Here is a 22,268-nt window from a genome sequence, read left to right on the forward strand (position 1 = left end):
TACCTCAGTTGTATACGATCAAGTCTGTCTCGGTCTTCTTGTCCGAATAAGGAATCCCTCCCGTTGGATCGGCATAGCCCACGGCGAGCAGCATCACGGTGCGCTCGTGGTAGGCCAGGCCCAATATCTTCGCCAGTTGGCGCTCGCGTTCTTCGACGTCCGGCCAGTTGATCGAGCAGCTGGACAGGCCCAGGCTCTCCAGGGCCAGCATCAGCTGCATCGCTGCCAGCGAACCGTCGATATAGACCACGTGGCGGTCGCGCGCCTCGGGATAGCAGCCCAGATCGCCGACCACGGCGATCACGCACGGCAGGTTGTCGTGGAAGCCCGCCGTACCGCCGGCGCACTTGGCGACCTCGGCGGCCTTTTCCTTGCCATTGCTGATATAGAAGCGGAACGGCTGGCGGTTGCAGGCCGAAGGCGCCAGTGCGGCGGCGCGGACCGCCTGCTCCAGCAGTTCGCTGCTGACGGGCTTGTCCTGATACCAGCGCACCGAGCGGCGACGGCGGAACAGCACCATCAGCGCGTCGTAGCTGACCGGGCATTCCGGCAGCTGGCTGTGCGGGTAGGGCACGCAGCGGTTGTCGTCGTCGCGCTGCGTACCGGCGAACGCCTGCCTGGCCGAGTCGATGCGCGGCGTATTGCCGACCGCTGAGAAGTAGTCGGTGAGCACATCGTTGGCCCAGCGTTGCTGGCCGTTGACGATGCCTGCCTGGGCCGCGTCGGCAAAGCAGCGCACGGTGGGGCCGATGTAATCCTCCGCGAAGGTGGGGCGGCGCGGGCGCATGATCAAGCCTTTTTCCAGGCGGTGAACATTGCGCCGCAGAAAGGCGTCGTTCTCGCCCTTGCTCTGCATTCGCCGGGCGAAATTCAGACGTCCGAGCAGCACCGCACGGTGCTCGCGGTCGAACTCACGGCTGACGAAGCAGTAATACAGCGAGGCGAGAAAGCCGGTGCTGGAAAACAGCCGGACCAGAGCCAGGCCGGTGGTGCTCCGGGTCGCCTTGATCGCGTTCTTGACGGGATCGGGCAAGGCTCTGGCGATGGACATGAGGCTCATCGGGCGGCTCCTACGGCTTTGAATGCATAGCGAATGGGACTGACCATCGACTTGGTCATCATGAGAAAGACCGGGCGCGTTTTGCTGTGCACCAGCAGCGCAGCGTACGAAGCGACGGCATAAGAAATGAGGGTTGCCATAGCGGCGCCTTCACCGCCGTAGTGCGGGATCAGCAGCGCGTTCAGGCCAACATTGGCCAGCGCGCCGAGGCCTTGGGTGATCAGGGAAAACATCAGCGCCCCCTCGATCAGGATCCAGCGGCTGAACGCCGCGCGCATGAAGATGAATACGCCTGCCCAGATATGGATGGTGAGGATCGAGGCAGAGTTCTGGTACTCGGCGCCGAACAGCAGGGAAATCAGTGGCCCGGCGACGAGTGACACCAGCAGCGCAACGGCGATGGCCAGAATGAACAGCAGATCGAACAGCTGCTGGAAGCGCTGGTTGAAGCGGGCCGGGTCGGCCTCGTGCAGTTTGATCAGCTTGGGGAAGAAGGACGCGACGATGGCCGTTGGCAAGAAGTACCAGGCCTCCGACAGCTGTGCGGCCACGGCATAGACGCCCACTTCCTCGGCGCCGACCATCCACTTGAGCATCACCTGGTCGATCTTCATATAGACCACCGCGAAGATCGAGCCGAGATAGATGATCCAGCCCTGGCTGAGTAGCTCGCGCGCCCGTGCGAAGCTGGCTTTCCAGCTCATCAGTGAGACGCGCGTGGTGCCCTTGTAGAGCAGCGCGAGGATCAGCGCCGCCATGACGAACTGCGCCGTATGGGCAAAGGCGAAGGCCACCACGCCGGCACCGCTGACCACCATCAGCAGCTTCAGCCCGGCCGAGAGCAGGATCGCGCTGGACTTCGCAATGGCCGGGTATTTGGCCTGGACCTGCGACTGGAACCAGTATTCGACCACATCGAAGGTCTGGAAGAAGATTGCCGAGGCGACGATCAGCAGCATCCAGAACTCGGTGCCGCCTACCTTCTCGAAAAGCGAGGCATAGATCAGGATCAGCAGAAAGCCGAGGGTCATGCCGCTCAGCTTAAGCATGAAGGTGGTGCCCAGGGTTTCCGGAACCGCCGCCGGCTGCTTCACCACCTCACGCACCACCAGGCCCGCCAGGCCCATATGGCCGGCCGAGGCGAAGATGGCCGTCATCGAAATCGCGTAGGCGAGGATGCCGAACTGCTCAGGCCCCAGATAGCGGGCCAGCACGATCGCCATGACAAAGCCCACGCCGATGTTCAGCAGCCGCTCCGCCATCATCCACGAGGCGTTGAAAAAATAGAGTTTGAGTTTGTCGAAGATGCTTCTGATCGCTGTCATCAAGTGGCCTGGCTCCTCAAGGCGGGCTCCGTGGTGGCAGGCATTGCCTTTCAGTTGCGCTGGAGTGGCGACGCACAGCAGACCGCGTTTTGCCCCTCATGTTCCGGCACCAAGCAAATGCGCAGACGTAACGGTTGATTGCGCGCAGGCCCTGGCGAAAGGCCAGCGATGGCTCGATACCCGACTGCACGTTAGGGGGCGGTACGAGCGATACGCGATCGTTCAACCCTGCGAATATCGAGCCCGCAATTTCCGCTCCGACCAGCTGCATCGGATGGCACGGGCGCCACGGCTACGGCGTTCGGCAGCGATCCGCTTAATCTGATGGCCTTTTCATTTCAAAAGTGGAACTTTTGCCATCACTGCATCTCTTAACCCTGCTGCCGTTGCTGGCCGCTCCGTGACCCGTTTCGACGCGTCATGAAGCGCCTAGCGCGGTGCCCAGCCTGCAACGTTTGGGTTGGGGTGAGCTGCCGCGAAGGATCTCGCAAGCGCCAGGTTCGGCGTAAGGAATTGCCGCAAGGAGCGGCCGAAAGGACAGGACACAGCCCTAAAAAGCCCCACCTCTCTGGAGGTGGGGCTTTTTGTTTGTAGCGTCAGAAGTCGTAACTGGCGTGGCTAGAGGGTACGCAGTGCAAGCGCATCGCGACCGAAGCATCTCGTTGATGTGCCATGAACCAGCGGTGAGTTCTGCGAGATCGAAAGCTTCGGCCAAGGCATGCTCCTGTCACCTCGCACGGCGCCTTCTCACCGGCATACCTCTACTCCTCAGCACGGCCCGTCCCTTCACGATCATGCTCGTATCGCCTCGTGAGCGGGAACGGCGGCAACCAGGACTCGCGACGGACGACCCAGCTTTCATAACTTGGCATCAGTTGACCCGGGGCATCCAACGAGCCCAGGTTCACTTCGATTTCGTCTGCGGTGCGGGCGAAGACCGACGAGCCGCAGCGCGGGCAGAAAAACCGCCCAGCGTAATCACGTGTTTCGCCTTCGATTACCACCGCGTCCTCAGGGAACACCGCAGCGGCGTAAAAAAGAGCCCCGTGATGCTTGCGGCAATCGAGGCAATGACAAAGGCCGACCCGGTACGGCACGCCCGATGCCACAATTCGGACGCCGCCGCAAAGGCAGCCACCTTTGTATTGGACCATGCTGCGCCTCCTCTTCAATCAGTCGCTCGGATTGTTTACCGCGACTTTTGCCGGACGTCCACGAACGGCGCCCGGCTTACGCGGTTATCGGCTTTACAGCATCGCCAGGCTGCAAGAGAAAGACCCCGTCGTTTTTGATTGGCGACATCCGTGATTGTTCATCGGCATGCGGCGAGAGAACAGGCAGCGATGCTGCGAGAAGGCGGGGCGCTGGTTCCGAGCCGGTCGGTTCGTTTCGACCAAAGGGAATCGAAGTGACAAATCCCTTCCGGGAAACGTTCAGCCAACAAAAAAGGGCTACGCTTCCGCGTAACCCTTTGATTTGTATGGTGCCGGCACCAAGAGTCGAACTCGGGACCTACTGATTACAAGTCAGTTGCTCTACCAGCTGAGCTATACCGGCTAAAAGATGGGCGCCATTATAGCCATTGCTCGCGGCGAGTAAACTGTTTGTTGCCAGTTGTTTGCATGACGTCCTTCATGTGTTTGCGCGGTGGTCGTCGAGTTCGGCGATCAGCATTAAATTGCGTGGGGTCAGTTCGGCTGGACAGAAGGTGCCCAGCCTTACCGCGTAGCCATTTTCGGCCAGCAGCAAGGCGCGGTCGAGCAGCAGCCAGATCTCCAGCGGACGACGGAATAGGCCGCGCAACAGCTCTAGATTGCGCACTTCGGCAAGGCGCTGCCAGCCGCCTCGTTCGAGGGCGGCCCAGTCCCGCGGGGGCGGTTCGGGCAGCTTCTTCATCGTGGCCAGGTCGCGGCAGTAGGTTTCGAAGCTCTTTTTCAGCCAGCTGCACGGTAGAGAAGGTGTCGGCAGGTAGACGTCCTCGCCGCGTAGCTCACGTTGGAGCAGGTCGAAGCCCAAGCGCCAGGCCATGGACTGATCGCGTTGTCGCCTTTCGCGCGCGCCAGCGGTGACCGTTTCGCTGAGTGGCAGGCCGAGATCGTCGCGGGACAGCAGAAGCTTCGAGCGTGCGGCCTGCTTCGACAGGGGTTGATAGTGAGCGGCCTGGATGCGGTTGTAGCAGCAGGGCGCGATCGCCAGGCGGCGGCAGCGCTGCGCGATGCTCAGATCGATCAGGCGGACATGCAGATCGCCGCAGGCGTGCAACGCCACCGGCGTCACTGTCGGGCTGAGTTGCGTGGTAGCGCTTTCATCCATCACGTCCTGCTGGTGATGTGTCGCGGCGATGCCAAGCCGCTCGCTGAGACGGCTGCCCTCCGCGACCAGCGCCGAATCCCATTCCAGGCAGGTCAATGTGCCGCCACGAGCGGCCAGTTGACGTCCGAGATGGCCCTTGCCTGCACACCAGTCGAGCCAGTGCCGCGGGGCTTCGTCGAACGCCAGCGCCGAGTCGAATGCCCGGATCTGCAGCCATTTGCGCCCAGGCACGTCGACTGCCTGCCGGGCATCAGCACGGGTGGGGGGTGACTGGGGCAACTCATCGATGACGCTCAAGGCCGTGGCTTGTTCAGCCAGTAGGGGAAATGGCGTGGGCGCCATGAGGTCGACGGGATGGTTGTGTGCCGCCTCGGCTTCTGCCAGCGAGCGGCTGCGCAGCCATCGGGCAAGCTCGGGGTGGTCCGCTTCCCAGAGCAGGTTTCGCTGAGTGAACGGGCGCGGTCGCCATAACGCCTGATGCCGCAGCAGAAAGGCGTCGAGCTGCTGAAAGCGCTCAGCCAGTTGTGCGTGGCGGATTGATTCGGTGGGCATGAGGGCTCGGCGATGGTGGCTCGGCCCCTATGATCGCGCCGAAACCGGTTGCCGAAAAGCCAGACGCCCGTCGAAACGGGCGTCTGCATGGGACTATTTGCCGTAAACCTGCTCGGGCAGCCAAGTGACCAGGCCAGGGAACTGATAGGCGATCACCAGCAGCAGAATCTGGATCAGGATGAACGGCAGCACGCCTTTGTAGATCGTGCTGGTGGGCACGGATTTCGGCGTCACGCCGCGCAGGTAGAAGAGGGCGAAACCGAAGGGCGGCGTGAGGAACGAGGTCTGCAGGTTAAGTGCGATCATCACCCCGAGCCACACCGGGTCCAAACCCATGGCCAGCAGCACCGGGCCGACGATCGGCACCACCACGAAGGTGATTTCGATGAAGTCCAGGATGAAGCCCAGCAGGAAGATCACCACCATCACCAGGAAGAACGCACCGAGCACGCCGCCTGGCAACTGCGCGAAGACGTCCTCAATCAGCGCTTCGCCGCCGAAACCGCGGAAAACCAGGGAGAACAGCGAGGCGCCGATCAGGATCAGGAACACCATGGCACTGATCTCGGTGGTGCCGTAGGCCACGTCGCGCAGCTGGCCAAAATTCAGCTTGCCCTTGTAGAAGGCCAGGATCATCGCGCCCAGTGCGCCCAGCGCAGCGGCCTCGGTGGGCGTCGCGTAGCCGGCCAGGATCGAGCCGAGCACGGCGCTGATCAGCAGCAGCGGTGGCACCAGCGCATTGATCAGCTTGCCCCACTCGATCGGGCCGAGCTCTTCTTGTGGCAGCGCCGGTAGCTTCTTCGGCTGAAAGATCGCCACGGCGATGATGTAGAGAATGTACAGGCCGACCAATAGCAGGCCGGGAAGAAGCGCGCCGACAAACAGGTCACCGACCGAAACGGTCTTTGGCGAGAAGATGCCCATCTTCAGCTGGGCTTGCTGATAGGCGCTGGACATCACGTCGCCCAACAGCACCAACACGATCGAAGGGGGGATGATCTGGCCCAGAGTGCCGGTAGCGGCCAGGGTGCCGGTGGAGATGGCCGGGTCATAGCCACGGCGCAACATGGTCGGCAATGCCAGCAGGCCCATGGTCACCACCGTGGCGCCGACGATGCCGGTGCTGGCCGCAAGCAGCGCGCCCACTACGCATACGGAAATCGCCAGGCCGCCGCGCAGGGTGCCGAACAATCGCGACATGGATTCGAGGAGGTCCTCAGCCACGCGGCTCTTTTCCAGCATCACGCCCATGAACACGAATAATGGCACTGCCAGCATCGTCTGGTTGTTCATGATGCCGAACAGGCGATTCGGCAGCGCGCTCAGGTAGCCGCCATCGAAGGTGCCGGTGAGCATGCCGATGCCGGCAAACAGCAGCGAGACGCCGCCCAGGGTGAAGGCCACGGGGTAGCCGGCCATCAAGGCCGCGCAGATGCTGATGAACAGCAGTATCGCCATCATCTCAGCCATGCTTCACCTCCGATGCGGGCATGCGACCGGCGACGATGTACGCGGCCTTGATGATTTCGGAAAGGCCTTGCAGGCTCAGAGAGACAACCAGGACGAGAATGATGCTTTTCTGCAGAAAGACGAACTTCAGGCCGCCTGACTCGCTGGAGCCCTCGAGGGTCGCCCAGGAGTTGCTGACGTAATCCCAGCTGGCCCAGCCGAGAAACAGGCAGACCGGCAGAAGAAACAGCAGGGTGCCGAGCACTTCGACCAAGGCCTGGTAGCGAGGGTTGAAGCGCTGATAGAAGATGTCGACGCGGACATGGCCGTTGCGCTGTAGAACCCAGGCGGCGGCACCCATGAAAACCAATGCATGTGCGTAAAGGACGGCTTCCTGCAAGGCGGTTGCGCCGATGCCGAAACCGTAGCGCAACACCACGACCACGGCGGTGCCGAGGACGAGGAATAGGGTGAGCCAGGCGCAGGCCTGTCCGAAGCGGGCGTTCACGGCGTCGATCACCCTGGAGAGACCGAGCAGTGGAGGGGCGTGTTTCGACATGGCAGATCCTTTATTGTTATGGCCCAGAAGGCCGGCGATTCTAGGCGGCTGCGCGCTGGAGCCGCAACCGGCAGTACTACGTACGTAGTCCTTGTACGTAGTCGCGGTGCTTGAGCGAGAGATAGCCATATGATAGCTAGAACCACCTGAGTTCGGGGGTTCCGATCTTCAGCATTACAACAACAAGGAGTGACTCATGAAACGTCGTCAAATTCTGGCCGCCGCTGGTGTCGGCCTGGCTGCAACCGCGCTGGCGGGTTGCAACAAGGAAACCGAGAAAACCGCAGCCAAAACCGAAGGCAGTGCAAGCACCGAGAAATTCAATTGGAAGATGGTTACTTCCTGGCCGAAGAATTTCCCTGGCGTGGGCGTCGGTGCGGAGAACTTCGCCAAGCTGGTCAATGAAATGAGCGACGGCCGCCTAACGGTCAAGGTGTATGCCGCTGGCGAGCTGGTGCCAGCGCTGGAAGTCTTCGACGCCGTCTCGCGCGGCACCGCCGAAATGGGCCATGGCGCTCCTTACTACTGGAAGGGCAAGGTCCCGGCCGCGCAATTTTTCTGCGCATTGCCGTTCGGGCCCAACGCCCAGGAAATGAACGCCTGGTTGCATCGCGGCGGCGGCATGGAGCTGTGGGAGGAGGTGTACAAGCCTTACGGCGTACTGCCAATGGCTTGCGGCGCCACTGGCGTACAGACCGCGGGCTGGTTCAACAAAGAAATCAATTCGGTCAACGATTTCAACGGGCTCAAGATGCGTACCCCGGGCCTGGGCGGCGAAGTGCTGACCAAGATGGGCGGGACCGTGGTCAACATGCCGGCCGGTGAGATCTTCACCGCGCTGCAGACCGGTGCCATCGACGCCACTGAGTGGATCGGCCCGTACAACGACCTCGCCTTGGGCCTGCACAAGGCATCGAAGTACTACTACACCCCGGGCTGGCAGGAGCCGAACGTGACCTTCGAGCTGGACGTCAACCTGAAGGCCTGGGACACCCTGCCGGACGACCTCAAGGCCATCGTTCGTGCCGCTGCCCGTGCGGTCAACGGCGACATGCTCGACGACTACAACGCCAAGAACATGGAAGCACTGGAGCAACTGCGCGAGCAGGGCGTCGAAGTACGTCGTCTGCCCGACGACGTGCTGGCGCGCCTGAAGGAAGTCGCGGCCGAAGTGGTCGACGCTTCTGCCGCGGCCGACCCGGTTGCGAAGAAAGTCTGGGATCAGCAGAGCGCCTATCTCAAGCGTCTGTACGAATACGCCGAGCTGAACGAAAAGGACATCTACAACATTCGCGGCTGATCGTCGCAAGTCGTCCGAAACGAAAACGCCGCCCAGTTGGGCGGCGTTTTTTTTGCCTGCCGAATCAGCTCTCCAGGGTGGCGTTCAGGCTGATCTGCGCGTTGAGGACCTTGGAGACCGGGCAGCCTTCCTTCGCCTGATTGGCGATCTGCTGGAATTGGTTTTCGTCAGCCCCTGGAACCTTAGCCTTGAGGGTCAAGGCGATGGCAGTGATCGAGAAACCCTCGCCGACCTTGTCCAAGGTAACTTCCGCCGAGGTCTCGATGCGCTCGGCCGTAAGTCCGGCCTGCCCGAGCATCATCGATAATGCCATGGAGAAACAGCCGGCATGGGCGGCACCGATCAGCTCCTCGGGATTGGTGCCAGGTGCTTCTTCAAAGCGGGTATTGAAGCCGTAGGGATTGTCTTTCAGCGCGCCGCTCTGGGTGCTGATGGTGCCTTTGCCGCTTTTCAAATCACCTTGCCAGACGGCGGATGCGGTTTTTTTCATGTCTCCTCCTGCGAGTGGAACGGATACCGCCACGTGGCTGCACACGGAGCAATAGGCCGACCTCGTACCGGTCGGCCTGCTTCGTGACCTACTGCTGTTCGGCGGCGAGAATGGCGTTGGCCAGCTGCATGTCACTGGCCTGCAACTGTGGCTGCTCGCTGCGTAGCTTCATCAGCATCGCTTCGAGATAGGGGCCTCGAATGGCGCCATCGCTGGCGACGAAGCTACCGGCGTCCTCCCGGGCGGCAGCGACTCGCTTGTCATCCTTGAAGGTCATGTAGGTGGAGGCGGTGGTCGCGCCCGAGGACAGGACCTGCCGGACGAAATCGCCGTCCGCCATCGCCGCGCCAAAGGGAATACAGCTCAGGGTGATTGCCGCCAGTATTGTTCTGCGCATGATTGATGCCTCCGCTTGATCCTTTTCTAGAGAGTACGCAGCGGTCGGCAGAGTTCCTTGCCGCGACTATCCGCTGCGTTCGATCAACTGACGAACCTTGGCCCCGAGCATGTCGATGCTGAAGGGTTTGGCCAGCATGTCCATGCCGGGTGCGAGGAACTCTCCGCGAACCTCGGCGTTCGGCGCGTAGCCGGTGATGAACAACACGCGTAGATTCGGCCGGTGCTGGCGGGCGACTTCAGCCAATTGTCGACCGTTGAGACCCGGCAGGCCGAAATCGCTGACCAGCAGATCGATGCGCTGATCGCTCTGTAGATGGGGCAGCGCGCTGGCGCCGTCCACGGCCTCGAGAACCTTGTAGCCCAGTTCCTGAAGCACCTCGACCACCAGCATGCGCACGGCGGCTTCGTCTTCCACAACCAGCACCGTTTCATTGGTCCGGGCGCCCTGGATCGCCATGGGCGTACTGCGAAGGTCCTCCTGCTGTTGCGTATGGATTCGATTGCGCGGCAGGAACAGAGTGATCAGCGTGCCCTGACCGGGCGTGCTGTCGATGCGTACATGGCCGCCGGTCTGCTTGACGAAGCCATAGACCATCGACAAACCGAGGCCAGTACCCTGGCCGATGGGCTTGGTGGTGAAGAACGGATCGAAGGCCTTGGCAACCACGTCAGCCGGCATGCCGCAACCAGTGTCGGCCACACTGAGGGTGACGTAGTCGCCGGGTTCGGGACCGTCGGGTTGCGCACTGCTGATCTGTACGCAGCCGGTTTGAATGACCAGCCTGCCGCCGTCGCCCATGGCGTCGCGGGCATTGATTACCAGGTTGAGCAGGGCGTTTTCCAGTTGGTGCGCATCGGTGTAGGCCTGCCAGGGGTCCGACTGCAGATGGGTGTCGAACTGGATGTGTTCGGCCATGGTTCGGCGCAGCATGTCCTCCATCGACCGCACCAGCTGGTTGACGTCCACCGGTTGCGGATCGAGTGACTGGCGACGGGCGAATGCCAGCAAACGGTGGGTCAGGGCCGCGGCTCGGTTGGCCGAACTGGTCGCCGCATCGACATAGCGGTTGAGGTCGGTCAGCCGTCCGCTGGCGACCCGGCGCTGGATTAGGTCCAGCGCGCCCAGCACACCCGTCAGCATGTTATTGAAGTCGTGAGCGAGGCCGCCGGTGAGCTGGCCGATGGCTTCCATCTTTTGCGCGTGGCGCAGGGTTTCCTCGGCGCGCGCGCGTTCGCCCATTTCCAAGTGCAGCAGGTGGTTGATCTCCGCCAGCTCGCGGGTGCGCTCGGCAACGCGCCGTTCGAGGTTGTCGTTGAGCTCGCGCAGCGCTTCTTCGGCCGCCACCTGTGCGGTGATGTCGGTATTGGTGCCGAACCAGTGCGTGACCTGACCGAAGTCGTCGCGAATGGGCACGGCACGTGCGAGAAACCAGCGGTACTGACCGTCCTTGCCCCGCATCGGGAAGGTTTCCTCCCAAATCGAGCCGATGGCGACGGCGCGCTTCATCGAGGCGCTGACACGTACGTGGTGATCGGGGTGATGCACCGACCGCCAGCCCAGCGCGCGCATGGCTTCCAGGGTGGTGCCGGTGTAGTCGTACCAGCGCTTGTTGTACCAGTAGATGCGTCCTGCCGGGTCCGCCATCCAGGCGAACTGGCTCATGTTGTCGGCGAGGGTGCGGAACTGCTCCTCACTGGCGCGCAAGGCGCGTTCGGCGCGCATCCGCTCGTCGGCGGTCCAGGCGCGGTCGGCGACTTCGCGGATAAAGGAAATGTCGTCTTCGGCCCACTGGCGCGGACGGTCCTGCAACAAGATCAACGCGGCGCTCAGGCGCCCCTGTTCGTGCAGCGGCACGCAGACCAGACTTTGTATGCGTCGCAGCCTCAGGCTTGCGGCCTGCGCGGCGGTGCGGGTGTCGTGCAGGACGTCATCCACCACCACCAGCTCGTCATTCTGCAGGTCATAGATGAAGTCACCGTAGTCAGCGAAGCACATATGCTCGCTATAGTCGCCCAACGCACCGTCGCTCCAGTAACGTTCGACGGTGGCGTACTGACCGCCGGGATCGACACTCAGGAAGGCGGCGCGGGTTACGTTGAGGGTCATACCCAAGGCGCGTACAGCCGCCGCGACGATAGTGGCGCTGTCTGGCTGTCCGCGTAGCAGGTCGCCCAGCTCCATCAGCACCGATTGCCGCTGCCCGGTTATCTGACGCTCCTGTATCTGTTCCTCGAGCAAGGCGTTCATGCGCAGCAGCTTCAATTCTGCGTTGCGTTCGTCGGTGATTTCCCGGGCGGTACCGAGCAGGCGAATCCTGCCGTCGGCATCGAACAGCCGCCGGCCACGGTTGGTCAGCCAGCGGAATCGATCGCTGGCCTCGTCATAGACGCGGTAGTCGAGGTTCAACTCGCCGTCCCCGACGCCTTCCAGGGCGCTGCGGAAGGCATCGAGCAGGACGCGCCGATCGTCGGCATGGACCCGTGCGAGGAACTCGTCGACAGACAGTGCCGGCTCGTTCGGGGCGATCCCGGCGAGCGCCTTGAGCTGCGCATCCCAATGCAACGTGTTGCGCTCGAAGTCGTACTCCCAGACACCGATCGAGGCGATCTCGTTGGCCAGGCTGACCCGCTGCTCGGCCTCGAGCAAGGCTTTGCGCGCCCTCGTACGATCGGCCGCCGCACGGACGCGCTCGGCCACTTCGCGCACCAGCGAAATGTCGGCCTGGCTCCAGGGTCTGGGTTGGCGACTGGCGAACAGCAGGAAGGCGCAATTGGCGGGCAATCCCAACAATGGTGCCAGCAACAGGCTGCGGTAGCCGAGATGTTCATGCAGGGCGTCGCACTTGTCGCGGCAGCCGGCTTCGTCCAGCAGGTCTTCGAACGGCACGATAAGGCCCTGCGATAATCTCAGCCGCAGAATGTTTGCGCAGTCGCCAAGCGGATACGGCTCGGCGCGATTGCCGGTGTCCGGCGGCCAGTAGTGGTCGATGACCAGGCCGCCGTGCTCGTCGAGATGACCACTGGCGATGCACTCCACCGACATCAGCGGAGCCAGTTGCTCGGCCATGATGTCGGTCAGCTCGATACGGCCATCGGTGTCCTGAAGGTGGTCGCTGAGGTCCAGCAGATAAGCCTGCTGCGCCTCGCCGCGTGCACGCTCGCTGATGTCGGTGAAGGTGCAGATGGCGCCTTGCAGGATCCCGTCGCGGTAGAGCGGTGCGACCCGGTACTCCACCGGCAGGCTGCTGCCGTCCTGTCGGAAGAACAGTTCATATTCGACATGCGCAGGCTCGCCGGTACTGGCGGTACGCTGGATGGGGCAATCTTCGACGGCGTAGGGCAAACCGTCCGGGTGGCTGTGGTGGATCACCTGATGCAGCTGCTGGCCAAGCACCTGATCCTTGCTGGCGAAGCCGAGCAACCTGACGAAGGCCTCGTTGCACAGGGTGACGAAGCCGCGGGTATCGACGGAATAGAAGCCCTCGCTGGCCGAGTCCAGCAGGCTGCGAGTAAACGCCTCGCTTTCCAGCCGCTCGGTCTCGGCGCGGCGCCGTTCGTGTATGTCTTGGGCCACCAGCACCCAATGCAACAGGCGACCGTCCTGGTCGTAGACTGGCGCGCCGGAGCCCTGGAACCAGCGCGGGCAACCGTCAGCAGCGAGCAGGGGCACTTCGAAGCTGCCCGACTTGCCGCTTTTCAACGCTGAGCTCCACTGCTGCAGCACTGCTTCCCGGTGGTCCGACGCGACGGCGTTGAGCCAGCCCCAGCCAGCCGACTCTTCGGCCGATAGCCCGGTGAAGTCGCACCAATAGCGGTTGCAGAAAATCAGCGAGCCGCTGGCATCGCACTGCCAGATCACCTGGGGACTGAGATCGACCAGTGCGCGGTAGCGTTTCTCAGCCTCGCGTACCGAGGCCGCGTAACCCGGCGAGCCCTCGTCTCGCGGGTCGTTCTCGCTTGTTGAGAGGGCATGGCGCGGCTCCAGCAGCGCCATCACCTGACGGGCCAAGGTTTGCAGGTACGCCAGTTGCCGCTCCGACAGCTGCTGCGGTTGGCTGTGCATCACGCACAGCGCGCCGAGCGACAGGCCTTGCGGGCTTTCCAGTGGCACGGCGGCGAAGAAGCCGGAGAGGCCTTCGGCGAGCGGCTCATCGGCGAGACTGGGGATCACCAATGGCTGTGAACGGCCGACTGCGCGGGCACATAGCGTCCGGCTCGGCTCGTGGGGGTTGTCCTCGTTGCTGATGAAGCTTTTCAGCCACTGACGTTCACCGTCGATGAGTACGATGGCCGCGCTGGAGCAGCCGCACAGCTCCACCGCGAGCAGCGCCAGATCGTCGAACGCTGCTTCTGACGGACTGCCGATAATACGGTAACGGCCCAGCGTGGCCAGTCGGTCGGCCCCGCTCCCCGTGTTGTCTAGGTTCTCCAGGTTCACAATTTCTGCTCGGCTATCCATGGCGTCGAGAATGACATGCTCAGCCGTACGGCCCGAGCAATTGCGTGTAGCGGTGCTGCTTGTTCATCTGTTGGTGATTGCGGCTGCGAAAGATACTCTGGGTGGAATTTGTGGCAAGTAGACCTTGGCCTGCGGACAGTCTGCCAGTGCCGCCGGTCCGGTCGCAGGCCTGCGAACGCTCGGTCAGCCATCGCGTCGCGGCTATTGTTTGCCTGCGTCGGGCTGCGGTCCCTCGAGCAACCGTAGTCGGTCGGCAGCGAGCAGTGCGGCCAGCAAGTCGGGGTCGCGGTGATAGATATCCGGCCGGTAGCTTGCTTGTCCCGCGCTGTCCGCTTCGGCTGTCCAGTAGGCCAGAAGGATCGGAGTGGGTTTGGCCAGACCGAACTCGTGCGTCTGGCCCGTCGCGAGCAGCCGAGAGAAGCGCTCGTGTTCGCCATCGGCCAGCAGTAGATCGACCAATTGCATCACCGACTCGACGCGGACGCAGCCGGAACTGAACGCGCGTTGTGAACGGGCGAACAAGCCTTGGCTCGGCGTGTCGTGCAGATAGATCGAAAAGGGATTGGCAAAGCGAATCACCAGACGTCCGAGCGGGTTGTCGGGGCCCGCCGCCTGACGCAGCAGGATCCTGCCGGGACTGTTCCAGTCAACTTGCTCCGGATCCAGCGTGTTGCCCTGATAATCGAGTACTTGCAGGCCCTGCCGGGCGAGGTAGCCCAGATCCTCGCGGATCTTGGGCAGTTTGTCTTCGCGCAAGATGGTCGGTGGCACGGTCCAGGTCGGATTCAGGGTGAGGCGGGTGACAGTCGACTTGATCGCGGGGGTCTGCCGGGTGTCGCGACCGACCTGGCTACGGGCCTCCCAGCGTGGACGCTTGTCGCGGAAATAGATGACCCGTCCGCCCGCAATGTCGACCAGCAGCGAGCGTGCTTCGATGTCGCGAGACAGCCAACGGAACCGTTCCAGGTTGATCTTCAGCTGATTCAGCCGGTCGCTCGGCGATGTGTTCAATGCGGCCAGCGTATCAGCGCCCAGCACACCGTCGTCCTGCAGTCCGTGGCGGGTTTGGAAGGCCTTGAGTGCCTGCTCGATGGGCGGGCTATAGCGTGTTTCGAGCGCTCCCGTAGCGACCACGTCGACGAGATAGCCATCGCTGGCCAAGCGCTGGCGCAGCAGCGGAACCCGAGGATCCGACATGCCGGGGCGCAAGGTCGGCCCCGGTGGGATCGGCAGCCAACGCTGCGCAGGTTCGGCGCGCAGGCGGGCATGCGCTTTGCGCAGATTGTGGTACTGCTCGAGCGCTGGGCGCGCCTTGTCGAAGGCCTGCTCGAGATGCGTCAGGCCGTCGTCGGCGATTGCCAGTAAGCGGGTGTCCGCTTCTTGTTGGGCCGCGGCGCTGGGGCTGCGCCAGACCGGCTCGAGACGATCCTGCGGCAAACGCCCTTGAGTCAGGTGCCGCAGCGCCAGCAGATAGGCGTGCGTGGCGAGAATGTCGCTGCACTCGCGATGCAACGGTTCGGTCGTGGCCGTCTGCAGGGCATGACGAATGGCTTCGGGATGGTAAGCCGCGGGGTTCAAGCCGTCATCAACCAGTTCATGGAGCTGCCCCAGCAGTTCGTCGAGTTGCGCGTAGGAGGTCCACAGCGCAGCGAACTGGTGCCGGCGATAAAGCTCGGTCAGCGGTGGCAGAGCGCTTTGGTCGATCTGGGCGAGGGGACCCTCGCAGACGCTGGGCAGCACCTGCAGGGCGTTACGGATAGGGTTGTATGGCTCGCTGGTCGGTTGCGCCGACGCCAGAAAGGGTACGAACAACAGAGCGATAACCAGACGAAATGCATGTTTTTTGTACAACGCTTCACTCCCGGTCATCCCACCGACTGCTAGACTCCGCCGCAGATCCGCTGCGGTTTTGGGAAAACCAGACCCTTTCGGGCCACTACAAAATGATCTGTCAGACGAAGTGGGAGCCTGTCCGCTCCTGTCTGACCTGTTTCGCTGTCGCCTCCCGGGCCGCAGTGTGTGAGGCGCCTGTCAAAAGGGACGTTTGGCCTTGGCGTCGGTGAGGTAGTTCAACACATGATGGTTTCGTTCCGACGCCTTTGTCTTTTGGCAGGCCTGCTCCTGTCGACGCCGCTGCTTGCGGCCAGCCCTTCCTACCAGCCGATGGTGGACAGCTTGGTCCCACTGGCGCCCTCGCTCAACCCCAAAGTGCTTACGCACGCCGTCGCGGCCATGCAGTGCGCGGTCAACAATGGCGCTAACCCCGCGCAGCGACTGGCGGTGATCGATTTCTCGCTGCCGTCGTCGGAGCGCCGACTGTGGATCTTTGACCTGCGACAGCGCCGATTGTTGCTGGAAGATTATGTCGCTCATGGGAAGAAGTCTGGCGAAAACCTCGCCACGCGCTTCTCCAATGTGCTCGGCAGCCACCAGTCGAGTATCGGTCTGTTCCGCACGGCCGAGAGCTACAGCGGCAAGCACGGCTACTCGCTGCGCATGGACGGTCTCGAGCCCGGCGTGAACGATCTGGCGCGTGAGCGGGCCATCGTGATCCACCCGGCCGACTACGTGAATCCTACCTGGATCGTTACTCAGGGCCGTATCGGCCGCAGCCAGGGCTGCCCTGCGGTGCGCCCGGAAGTGGCGCGCATGGTAGTCGATAGCCTGAAGGGCGGGCAGTTCATGTTTTCCTGGTATCCCGATCAGGACTGGCTGCAGTCCTCGGCTTATCTGAATTGCGAGCCTGCGCGCGTGGCGGGGATACTGGCGGCGCGGCAGGGCTGACTTTACGGTAAGCAGGTGGGGGCGCGGACAAAGCATCGTCTGGCGTAGGGTGGATCACGCTTTATCGATCCACCGGGCGGTGTCTGTTGGATGCAAAAAGCGACATCCACCTTACGAGCGTCCAGCCCGGCCTATTTCTGCTCGCTCTGCGGCGTCACTCGCAGCACTTCCTCCAGCGTGGTCAGTCCCGCGGCGATCTTCTGCGCGCCGGACAGGCGCAAGCTGTGCATGCCGTCCTTGAAGGCCTGGCGGCGCAAGGCGATGAGGTCGGTATCGGCGGTGATCAGTGGCTTGATGGCGTCATTGAGCAGCATGATTTCGTAGACCCCAGCGCGGCCGCGATAGCCGGTGTCGCGGCATTCGATGCAGCCCACCGCCTGTTGTGCATTGCTCGGCAGCGGCGCGTTCCAGGGTTTGGTCAGGGCCTGCCAGTCATCGGCATCCAGCTGAACCGGCGCCTTGCAGTGCGGGCAGAGCGTTCGCACCAGGCGCTGAGCCATGACCCCGAGCAACGTGGCGCGCAGCAGATAGTGCGGCACGCCAAGCTCGAGCAGACGGGTAATTGCTGACGGTGCGTCGTTGGTATGCAGCGTGGACAGCACCAGATGCCCGGTGAGCGCCGCCTGGATCGCCATTTCTGCGGTTTCCAGGTCACGGATCTCGCCGACCATGATGATGTCCGGGTCCTGACGCATCAGTGCACGCACGCCGCTGGCGAAGGTCAGGTCTATGTTGTGCTGTACCTGCATCTGGTTGAAGGCGCCCTCGATCATCTCGATCGGGTCCTCGATGGTGCAGACGTTCACCTCGGGCGTCGCCAGTTGCTTGAGCGTGGTGTAAAGCGTGGTGGTCTTGCCCGAGCCGGTGGGGCCGGTGACCAGGATGATGCCGTTGGGCTGGCCGGTCATGCTCTGCCAGCGGCGCAGGTCCTCGGCGGAAAAGCCCAGCTGATCGAACCCCTTGAGCAAGACCTCCGGGTCGAAGATCCGCATCACCATCTTTTCGCCGAAGGCGGTCGGCAGGGTCGACAGGCGCAGCTCGACCTCGCCGCCGTCCGGGGTCTTGGTCTTGACCCGGCCGTCCTGCGGTTTGCGCTTCTCGGCTACGTTCATCCGACCCAAGGTCTTCAGGCGGCTGACCACCGCCATCGCCACCTGGGGCGGGAACTGGTAGACGTTGTGCAGCACGCCGTCGATGCGAAAGCGCACCGTACCCTGTTCACGCCGTGGCTCGATGTGGATATCGCTGGCACGTTGATCGAAGGCGTACTGGAACAACCAGTCGACGATATTGATGATGTGCGAGTCGTTGGCATCCGGCTCCTGATCGCTGGCGCCGAGGTTGAGCAGCTGCTCGAAGTTGCCGGCACCGCTGACCTTCTGATCGGTCGCGGTGGCGCCGCTGACCGACTTGGCCAGGCGGTAAAACTCCACGGTGAAGCGCTGCAGGTCGACCGGATTGGCAACGACCCGCTTGATTGGGCGTTTGAGCACGTGGATGAGGTTGGCTTCCCAGCTCTTCACGAACGGCTGGCTGCTGGCGATGGTCACCGCCGAACTGTCCACCGCCACGGCAAGAATCTTGTGGCGCTGGGCAAAGGCGTAGGACATCAACGGTGTGACCGCGGCGACGTTGATCTTCAGGGGGTCGATGCGCAAATAGGGCTGTCCGGCCTGCTCGGCGAGCCAGACGGTGAGAGTCTCGAGGTCGAGTTTCTTGCCGGGCCGCGTCAGGTCGTCGAGTTGCTGGGCGCCCAGAAATTCCAGCGGATGCTGCTGAGCGTTCGCCGCGCTGCGCCGCAACGTCATGCATTGCTCGGCGGTTTCCTGTTGCAGCCGGCCCTGAGCGACGAGATCACGTAACAGGTCGTTGAGGTCGAGAAAGCGGTCCTGGGCGGGGGAATTCAACACGGACATGGGGCCCTTCGAGCAGGATGGAGACGAGGGCCAAGCTTGCCGTTAAACGCGCGTCCTGTCTGCCACGATGGTTCAACTTTGCGCAGTGTCGGCGCTTGACGAAAGATCGTTACGCAGCGTCCTATCACCCGATCGGCCCACGGTGGATCGGTAACTCGATCCACCGTGGGCTTGGCTCCGGCTTACTTCTGCAGCATCTTCCAGGCTTTTAGCGTCCAGACCGTATGCGTCTGGGCTACGCGGGCGTCGAGCAATTCATCGTCCAGCGGTTGCTGCGCCAATGCATAGAGCTTGGCCAGCTCACCGTAGAGGCGATCGACTTCCGGCAGGTCCAGGGTGGTACGGGCCAGATGCAACCAGACGAGCAGCCGCTCCATGCGTGGGCGCTGTTCGGCGAGGTCTTCGGGTTGCTGCTGATAGCGTTGCAGCTGCAGCGCTGCGGCTTCTTCGGCCAGCTGGCGTGGCAGCCAATTACCCAGCTCGGCTGCGCCCTGGCGGTTGCCACGGTTATTGCGGCCAACTGTCCAGCCCCGTTGCAGCAACCACAGCGAGGCCTTCAGCGAGAACAGGCCCCAGCGCGGCTGCGCCAGTTCGGCGGCGAAGGCCTCGGGTGCGCTTTTGCGTGCGCTTTCGTCATCCTGCCCGGCTTCGACCCTCGGGCGCCATTCCTGGATGAGCGCGTCGAGCTGCTCGCGCAGCTCACGGCTGGTGGCACGCGGTGCGGCCTGGCCGAGGCTGCCGAGCAGGGCGCGTAGCTCGACCAATTGTTGCAGCCACTCGCCGAGCAGCTTCCAGTGGCCGTTGAAGCGGTATTGCTCGGCCAGCCGCTGGCTGTTGCCCAGCAGATGCCAGGCCAGCGCGGCGAAGGCGTCATCCAGCGGCATTGTCGCCTCGAGAGGCGGCACCGGAAGGCTCAGTGAGTAGCTGTCGGTGTCGTACAAGCGGTAGCCCCGCTCGGCCTTGCTGATATCGCAGGGCATCAGCGCCAGATCGGCCGCGAGCTCGGCGGCCAACTCCAGCAAGGCTTCAGGCTCGCCTTGGCGCAGCTCGAGCTCCAGCTCGCAGATCTCTTCGCTCTGCTTGCCAACGATGACCTTGCCCAAGTCCAGCGCCGCTTCGATGACCACCTTGGTCTTGCCGCGCCCCCAGGCGATTTCGGCTTTCTCGCGCACGAAATCGGTGGTGAAGATCGGCTTCAAGGTCTTCTTGTCCAGCTCGGCGAGGCTGGTGGGCCAGCAATCGTCGGTGAGCTTTTTGGTATCCAGCTTGGCCTTGTCCAGGTACCAGTCCCACTCGTTGCGTTCGGACAGCCCGGCCACGCTCTGGCCGCGGCTTTTCAACGTCTGGATGAACTGCTCGCCGTCGCGACGCAGGCGCAGCGCGACTTTGGCCTGAGCAAGCTCGCGCGTGGGGGTGTCGAAGTATTGGTTGAACAGCTCATGCCGCTGCCAGCCGCTCTTGTTGCGCTTTTTCAGCAGCGGGTGATCGCGTAGCGCCAACAGGGTTTCGCGACTGGCGCGCAGTTTGATTTCGGTTTCTTTCTGCATGGTGCCGAGATGATGCCTATGTTTGAGTGTGACCTACGTCACTTGGTAGCGGCCCTTTGAGGTCATCCGTATACTTGCCGCCTTCTGAAGCCGGGGTGCTCCCTATGCCAATCAATCCTTTCGTCAGCCTGTTCGGACGCTCGCCCATCGGTCCGATGCAACAGCATATGGCCAAGTCCCACGAATGTGCCGCCAACTTGGTACCGCTGTTCCAGGCGATCACGGCCGAAGACTGGGAACGAGTCGAACAGATCCAGAAAGAGATGGCCCGACTGGAAAACGAGGCCGACAAGCTCAAGAAAAGCGTTCGTCAGCACCTACCCAAAAGCCTGTTTCTGCCGGTTCCGCGTTCGGATCTGCTGGAGCTGCTGAGTGTACAGGACAAAATTGCCAACCGTGCCAAGGACATCGCCGGGCTGATGCTGGGCCGTTGCATGACCATTCCGCCGGCCTTGCAGCCGGAGATGATGGCCTTCGTGCAGCGCAGCGTCGACGCCAGCTGCCAGGCACTCAAGGCACTCAAGGAGCTGGATTCGTTGCTGGAAACCGGCTTTGCCGGCCGTGAAGCCACACTAGTAGAAAAAATGGTCGAGGAGCTCGAGGAAATCGAGCGCGAAACCGACCGCATGCAGATCACGGTGCGCCGTGCCCTGTTCAAGCTGGAAAAGGAATTGCCTCCAGTCGACGTGATGTTCCTCTACAAGATCATCGAATGGATCGGTGACGTAGCTGACCGTGCCGAGCGAGTCGGCAACCGTCTGGAACAATTGCTGGCGCGCTGAGGCGCCAGCGTCTTTTCTGGTTCAACAGGTAATTCCTTATGTCCTTTATCGCGGAATACGGCTTCGTACTGCTGGTGCTCGCCTGCGCTTTCGGTTTCTTCATGGCCTGGGGCGTGGGCGCCAACGACGTGGCCAACGCCATGGGAACCTCGGTGGGTTCCAGGGCGCTGACCATCAAGCAGGCCATCATCGTCGCGATGATCTTTGAGTTCTGCGGTGCCTACCTGGCGGGCGGCGAAGTCACCGAAACCATCAAGAACGGCATCGTCGATGCGGAAGTCATTTCGCCGGATCTAATGGTGCTGGGCATGATGTCAGCGCTGTTGGCGGCCGGCACCTGGTTGATGATTGCCACCATGAAAGGTTGGCCGGTTTCCACCACGCACTCGATTATCGGTGCGGTGATCGGCTTTGCCGCGGTCGGCGTGTCCACCGATGCGGTGCACTGGGACGCCATCGGCCCCATCGTGGCGAGCTGGGTGGTGACGCCGATGCTGTCCGGCATTGTCGCTTTTGGCCTGTTCATGAGCGTACAGAAGCTGATCATCAACACCGATGATCCCTTCATCAACGCCAAGCGCTTCGTGCCGCTGTACATGTTCCTGACCGGTTTCATGGTTGCATTGATGACGGTCACCAAGGGCCTCAAGCATGTCGGCCTGACGCTGAACGGTGGTCAGGGCATCCTCTTGGCGTTCGCCATCGGCGTGCTGGTGATGCTGGTCGGGATCGCACTGCTGTCGCGCATCAAGGTCGACGTCGAGGCTGATCGCACCTTTCACTACGCCAGCGTGGAAAAGGTCTTTGCCGTTCTGATGATCTTTACCGCATGTTCCATGGCCTTCGCCCACGGCGCCAATGACGTGGCTAACGCGGTGGGTCCGCTGGCCGCCGTGGTGGGTGTTATTCAGTCGGGCGGCGCGGCGGAGATTGCCGCCAAGTCGGCGGTGCCGGGCTGGGTGCTGCTGCTGGGCGCGGTCGGTATCGTCATCGGTCTGGCTACCTACGGTTACAAGGTGATCGCCACCATCGGCAAGGAAATCACAGAGCTGACCCCTAGTCGCGGGTTCGCCGCGGAACTGGCGACCGCCACTACGGTAGTTGGTGCCTCCGCCATCGGCCTGCCGGTTTCCACCACCCATACCCTGGTCGGCGCCGTCCTCGGTATCGGCATCGCGCGTGGTATCGGCGCACTGAACCTCGGCGTGGTCGGTTCGATCTTCATGTCCTGGCTGATCACCCTGCCTGCCGGCGCGATCCTCTCGATCATCTTTTTCACCATCCTGCAGGCGATCTTCGTCTGATCCGGCCCGTCGCCGCAGTTTTTGCTTCT

Annotated in this window: 16 protein-coding genes and 1 tRNA gene; 4 read left to right on the top strand and 13 right to left on the bottom strand. The window is 62.6% G+C overall.

All coding sequences use genetic code 11. The features are described 5' to 3' along the window. Positions 1-4 precede the first annotated feature (4 nt). From ACL0K2_RS14380 to ACL0K2_RS14410, 7 genes are all read right to left on the bottom strand, one after another. Entirely contained in the window at positions 5-1,060 is a 1,056-nt protein-coding gene (locus ACL0K2_RS14380) for a nitroreductase family protein (RefSeq protein WP_413042895.1), read from the bottom strand. Beyond that, the gene (locus ACL0K2_RS14385; protein WP_045164203.1) at positions 1,057-2,385 is read right to left on the bottom strand and encodes a flippase; all 1,329 of its coding nucleotides are present in this window, start codon (positions 2,383-2,385) and stop codon (positions 1,057-1,059) included. Before ACL0K2_RS14385 ends, ACL0K2_RS14380 begins: the two co-directional genes overlap by 4 nt. Positions 2,386-3,146: 761 nt before the next feature. Continuing rightward, positions 3,147-3,539, bottom strand: a complete 393-nt coding sequence (locus ACL0K2_RS14390) for a GFA family protein (RefSeq protein WP_413042896.1) — start codon at positions 3,537-3,539, stop codon at positions 3,147-3,149. Between the two features lie 327 nt (positions 3,540-3,866). Further along, positions 3,867-3,942: transfer RNA gene (locus ACL0K2_RS14395), tRNA-Thr, on the bottom strand. 75 nt (positions 3,943-4,017) lie between these two features. Then, the gene (locus ACL0K2_RS14400; RefSeq protein WP_413042897.1) at positions 4,018-5,250 is read right to left on the bottom strand and encodes a methyltransferase; all 1,233 of its coding nucleotides are present in this window, start codon (positions 5,248-5,250) and stop codon (positions 4,018-4,020) included. A 93-nt stretch (positions 5,251-5,343) separates the two neighbouring features. After that, a complete protein-coding gene (locus ACL0K2_RS14405; RefSeq protein WP_413042898.1) occupies positions 5,344-6,720 on the bottom strand; it encodes a TRAP transporter large permease in 1,377 nt (458 codons plus the stop codon). Beyond that, entirely contained in the window at positions 6,713-7,258 is a 546-nt protein-coding gene (locus tag ACL0K2_RS14410; protein ID WP_239611328.1) for a TRAP transporter small permease subunit, read from the bottom strand. Before ACL0K2_RS14410 ends, ACL0K2_RS14405 begins: the two co-directional genes overlap by 8 nt. A 196-nt stretch (positions 7,259-7,454) precedes the next feature. Here ACL0K2_RS14410 and ACL0K2_RS14415 point away from each other — a divergent pair, with 196 nt between their 5' ends. Continuing rightward, positions 7,455-8,558, top strand: coding sequence for a TRAP transporter substrate-binding protein (locus ACL0K2_RS14415; RefSeq protein ID WP_045164198.1), 1,104 nt, complete (start codon positions 7,455-7,457; stop codon positions 8,556-8,558). A 64-nt stretch (positions 8,559-8,622) separates the two neighbouring features. Here the strand turns inward: ACL0K2_RS14415 and ACL0K2_RS14420 are convergent, their stop codons facing one another. From ACL0K2_RS14420 to ACL0K2_RS14435, 4 genes are all read right to left on the bottom strand, one after another. Beyond that, positions 8,623-9,048 carry an OsmC family protein gene (locus ACL0K2_RS14420; protein ID WP_045164197.1) on the bottom strand — a complete coding sequence of 142 codons (426 nt, stop codon included), beginning with the start codon at positions 9,046-9,048 and terminating at the stop codon, positions 8,623-8,625. Positions 9,049-9,136: 88 nt separating this feature from the next. Beyond that, a complete protein-coding gene (locus tag ACL0K2_RS14425) occupies positions 9,137-9,445 on the bottom strand; it encodes a DUF2388 domain-containing protein (RefSeq protein ID WP_045164196.1) in 309 nt (102 codons plus the stop codon). Between the two features lie 66 nt (positions 9,446-9,511). Next, on the bottom strand, positions 9,512-13,885 hold the full coding sequence (locus ACL0K2_RS14430) for a PAS domain S-box protein (protein WP_413042899.1): 4,374 nt from the start codon (positions 13,883-13,885) through the stop codon (positions 9,512-9,514). Between the two features lie 222 nt (positions 13,886-14,107). Continuing rightward, on the bottom strand, positions 14,108-15,757 hold the full coding sequence (locus ACL0K2_RS14435; protein WP_230623712.1) for a L,D-transpeptidase family protein: 1,650 nt from the start codon (positions 15,755-15,757) through the stop codon (positions 14,108-14,110). 225 nt (positions 15,758-15,982) lie between these two features. On the opposite strand from ACL0K2_RS14435, the gene ACL0K2_RS14440 reads away from it, so the two are divergent. After that, the gene (locus ACL0K2_RS14440) at positions 15,983-16,690 is read left to right on the top strand and encodes a murein L,D-transpeptidase catalytic domain family protein (protein ID WP_413042900.1); all 708 of its coding nucleotides are present in this window, start codon (positions 15,983-15,985) and stop codon (positions 16,688-16,690) included. Positions 16,691-16,821: 131 nt separating this feature from the next. Here ACL0K2_RS14440 and ACL0K2_RS14445 read toward each other — a convergent pair whose 3' ends face one another. Both ACL0K2_RS14445 and ACL0K2_RS14450 read right to left on the bottom strand, forming a co-directional pair. Then, complete coding sequence (locus ACL0K2_RS14445) at positions 16,822-18,606, bottom strand: GspE/PulE family protein (protein ID WP_045164193.1); 1,785 nt, start codon at positions 18,604-18,606, stop codon at positions 16,822-16,824. Positions 18,607-18,788: 182 nt separating this feature from the next. Then, on the bottom strand, positions 18,789-20,153 hold the full coding sequence (locus ACL0K2_RS14450) for an inorganic triphosphatase (RefSeq protein WP_413042901.1): 1,365 nt from the start codon (positions 20,151-20,153) through the stop codon (positions 18,789-18,791). 104 nt (positions 20,154-20,257) lie between these two features. Between ACL0K2_RS14450 and ACL0K2_RS14455 the strand changes: the two genes are divergently transcribed. Together ACL0K2_RS14455 and ACL0K2_RS14460 are read left to right on the top strand one after the other, a co-directional pair. Further along, positions 20,258-20,935, top strand: coding sequence for a TIGR00153 family protein (locus ACL0K2_RS14455; protein WP_045164191.1), 678 nt, complete (start codon positions 20,258-20,260; stop codon positions 20,933-20,935). 38 nt (positions 20,936-20,973) lie between these two features. Continuing rightward, positions 20,974-22,239 (top strand): inorganic phosphate transporter, encoded by a 1,266-nt coding sequence (locus ACL0K2_RS14460; protein ID WP_413042902.1) that lies wholly within the window; start codon positions 20,974-20,976, stop codon positions 22,237-22,239. The last annotated feature ends 29 nt before the right edge of the window (positions 22,240-22,268 follow it).

It is taken from the genome of Pseudomonas sp. YJ42, assembly GCF_047225135.1.
Classification (GTDB): Bacteria; Pseudomonadota; Gammaproteobacteria; order Pseudomonadales; family Pseudomonadaceae; genus Stutzerimonas; species Stutzerimonas stutzeri_E.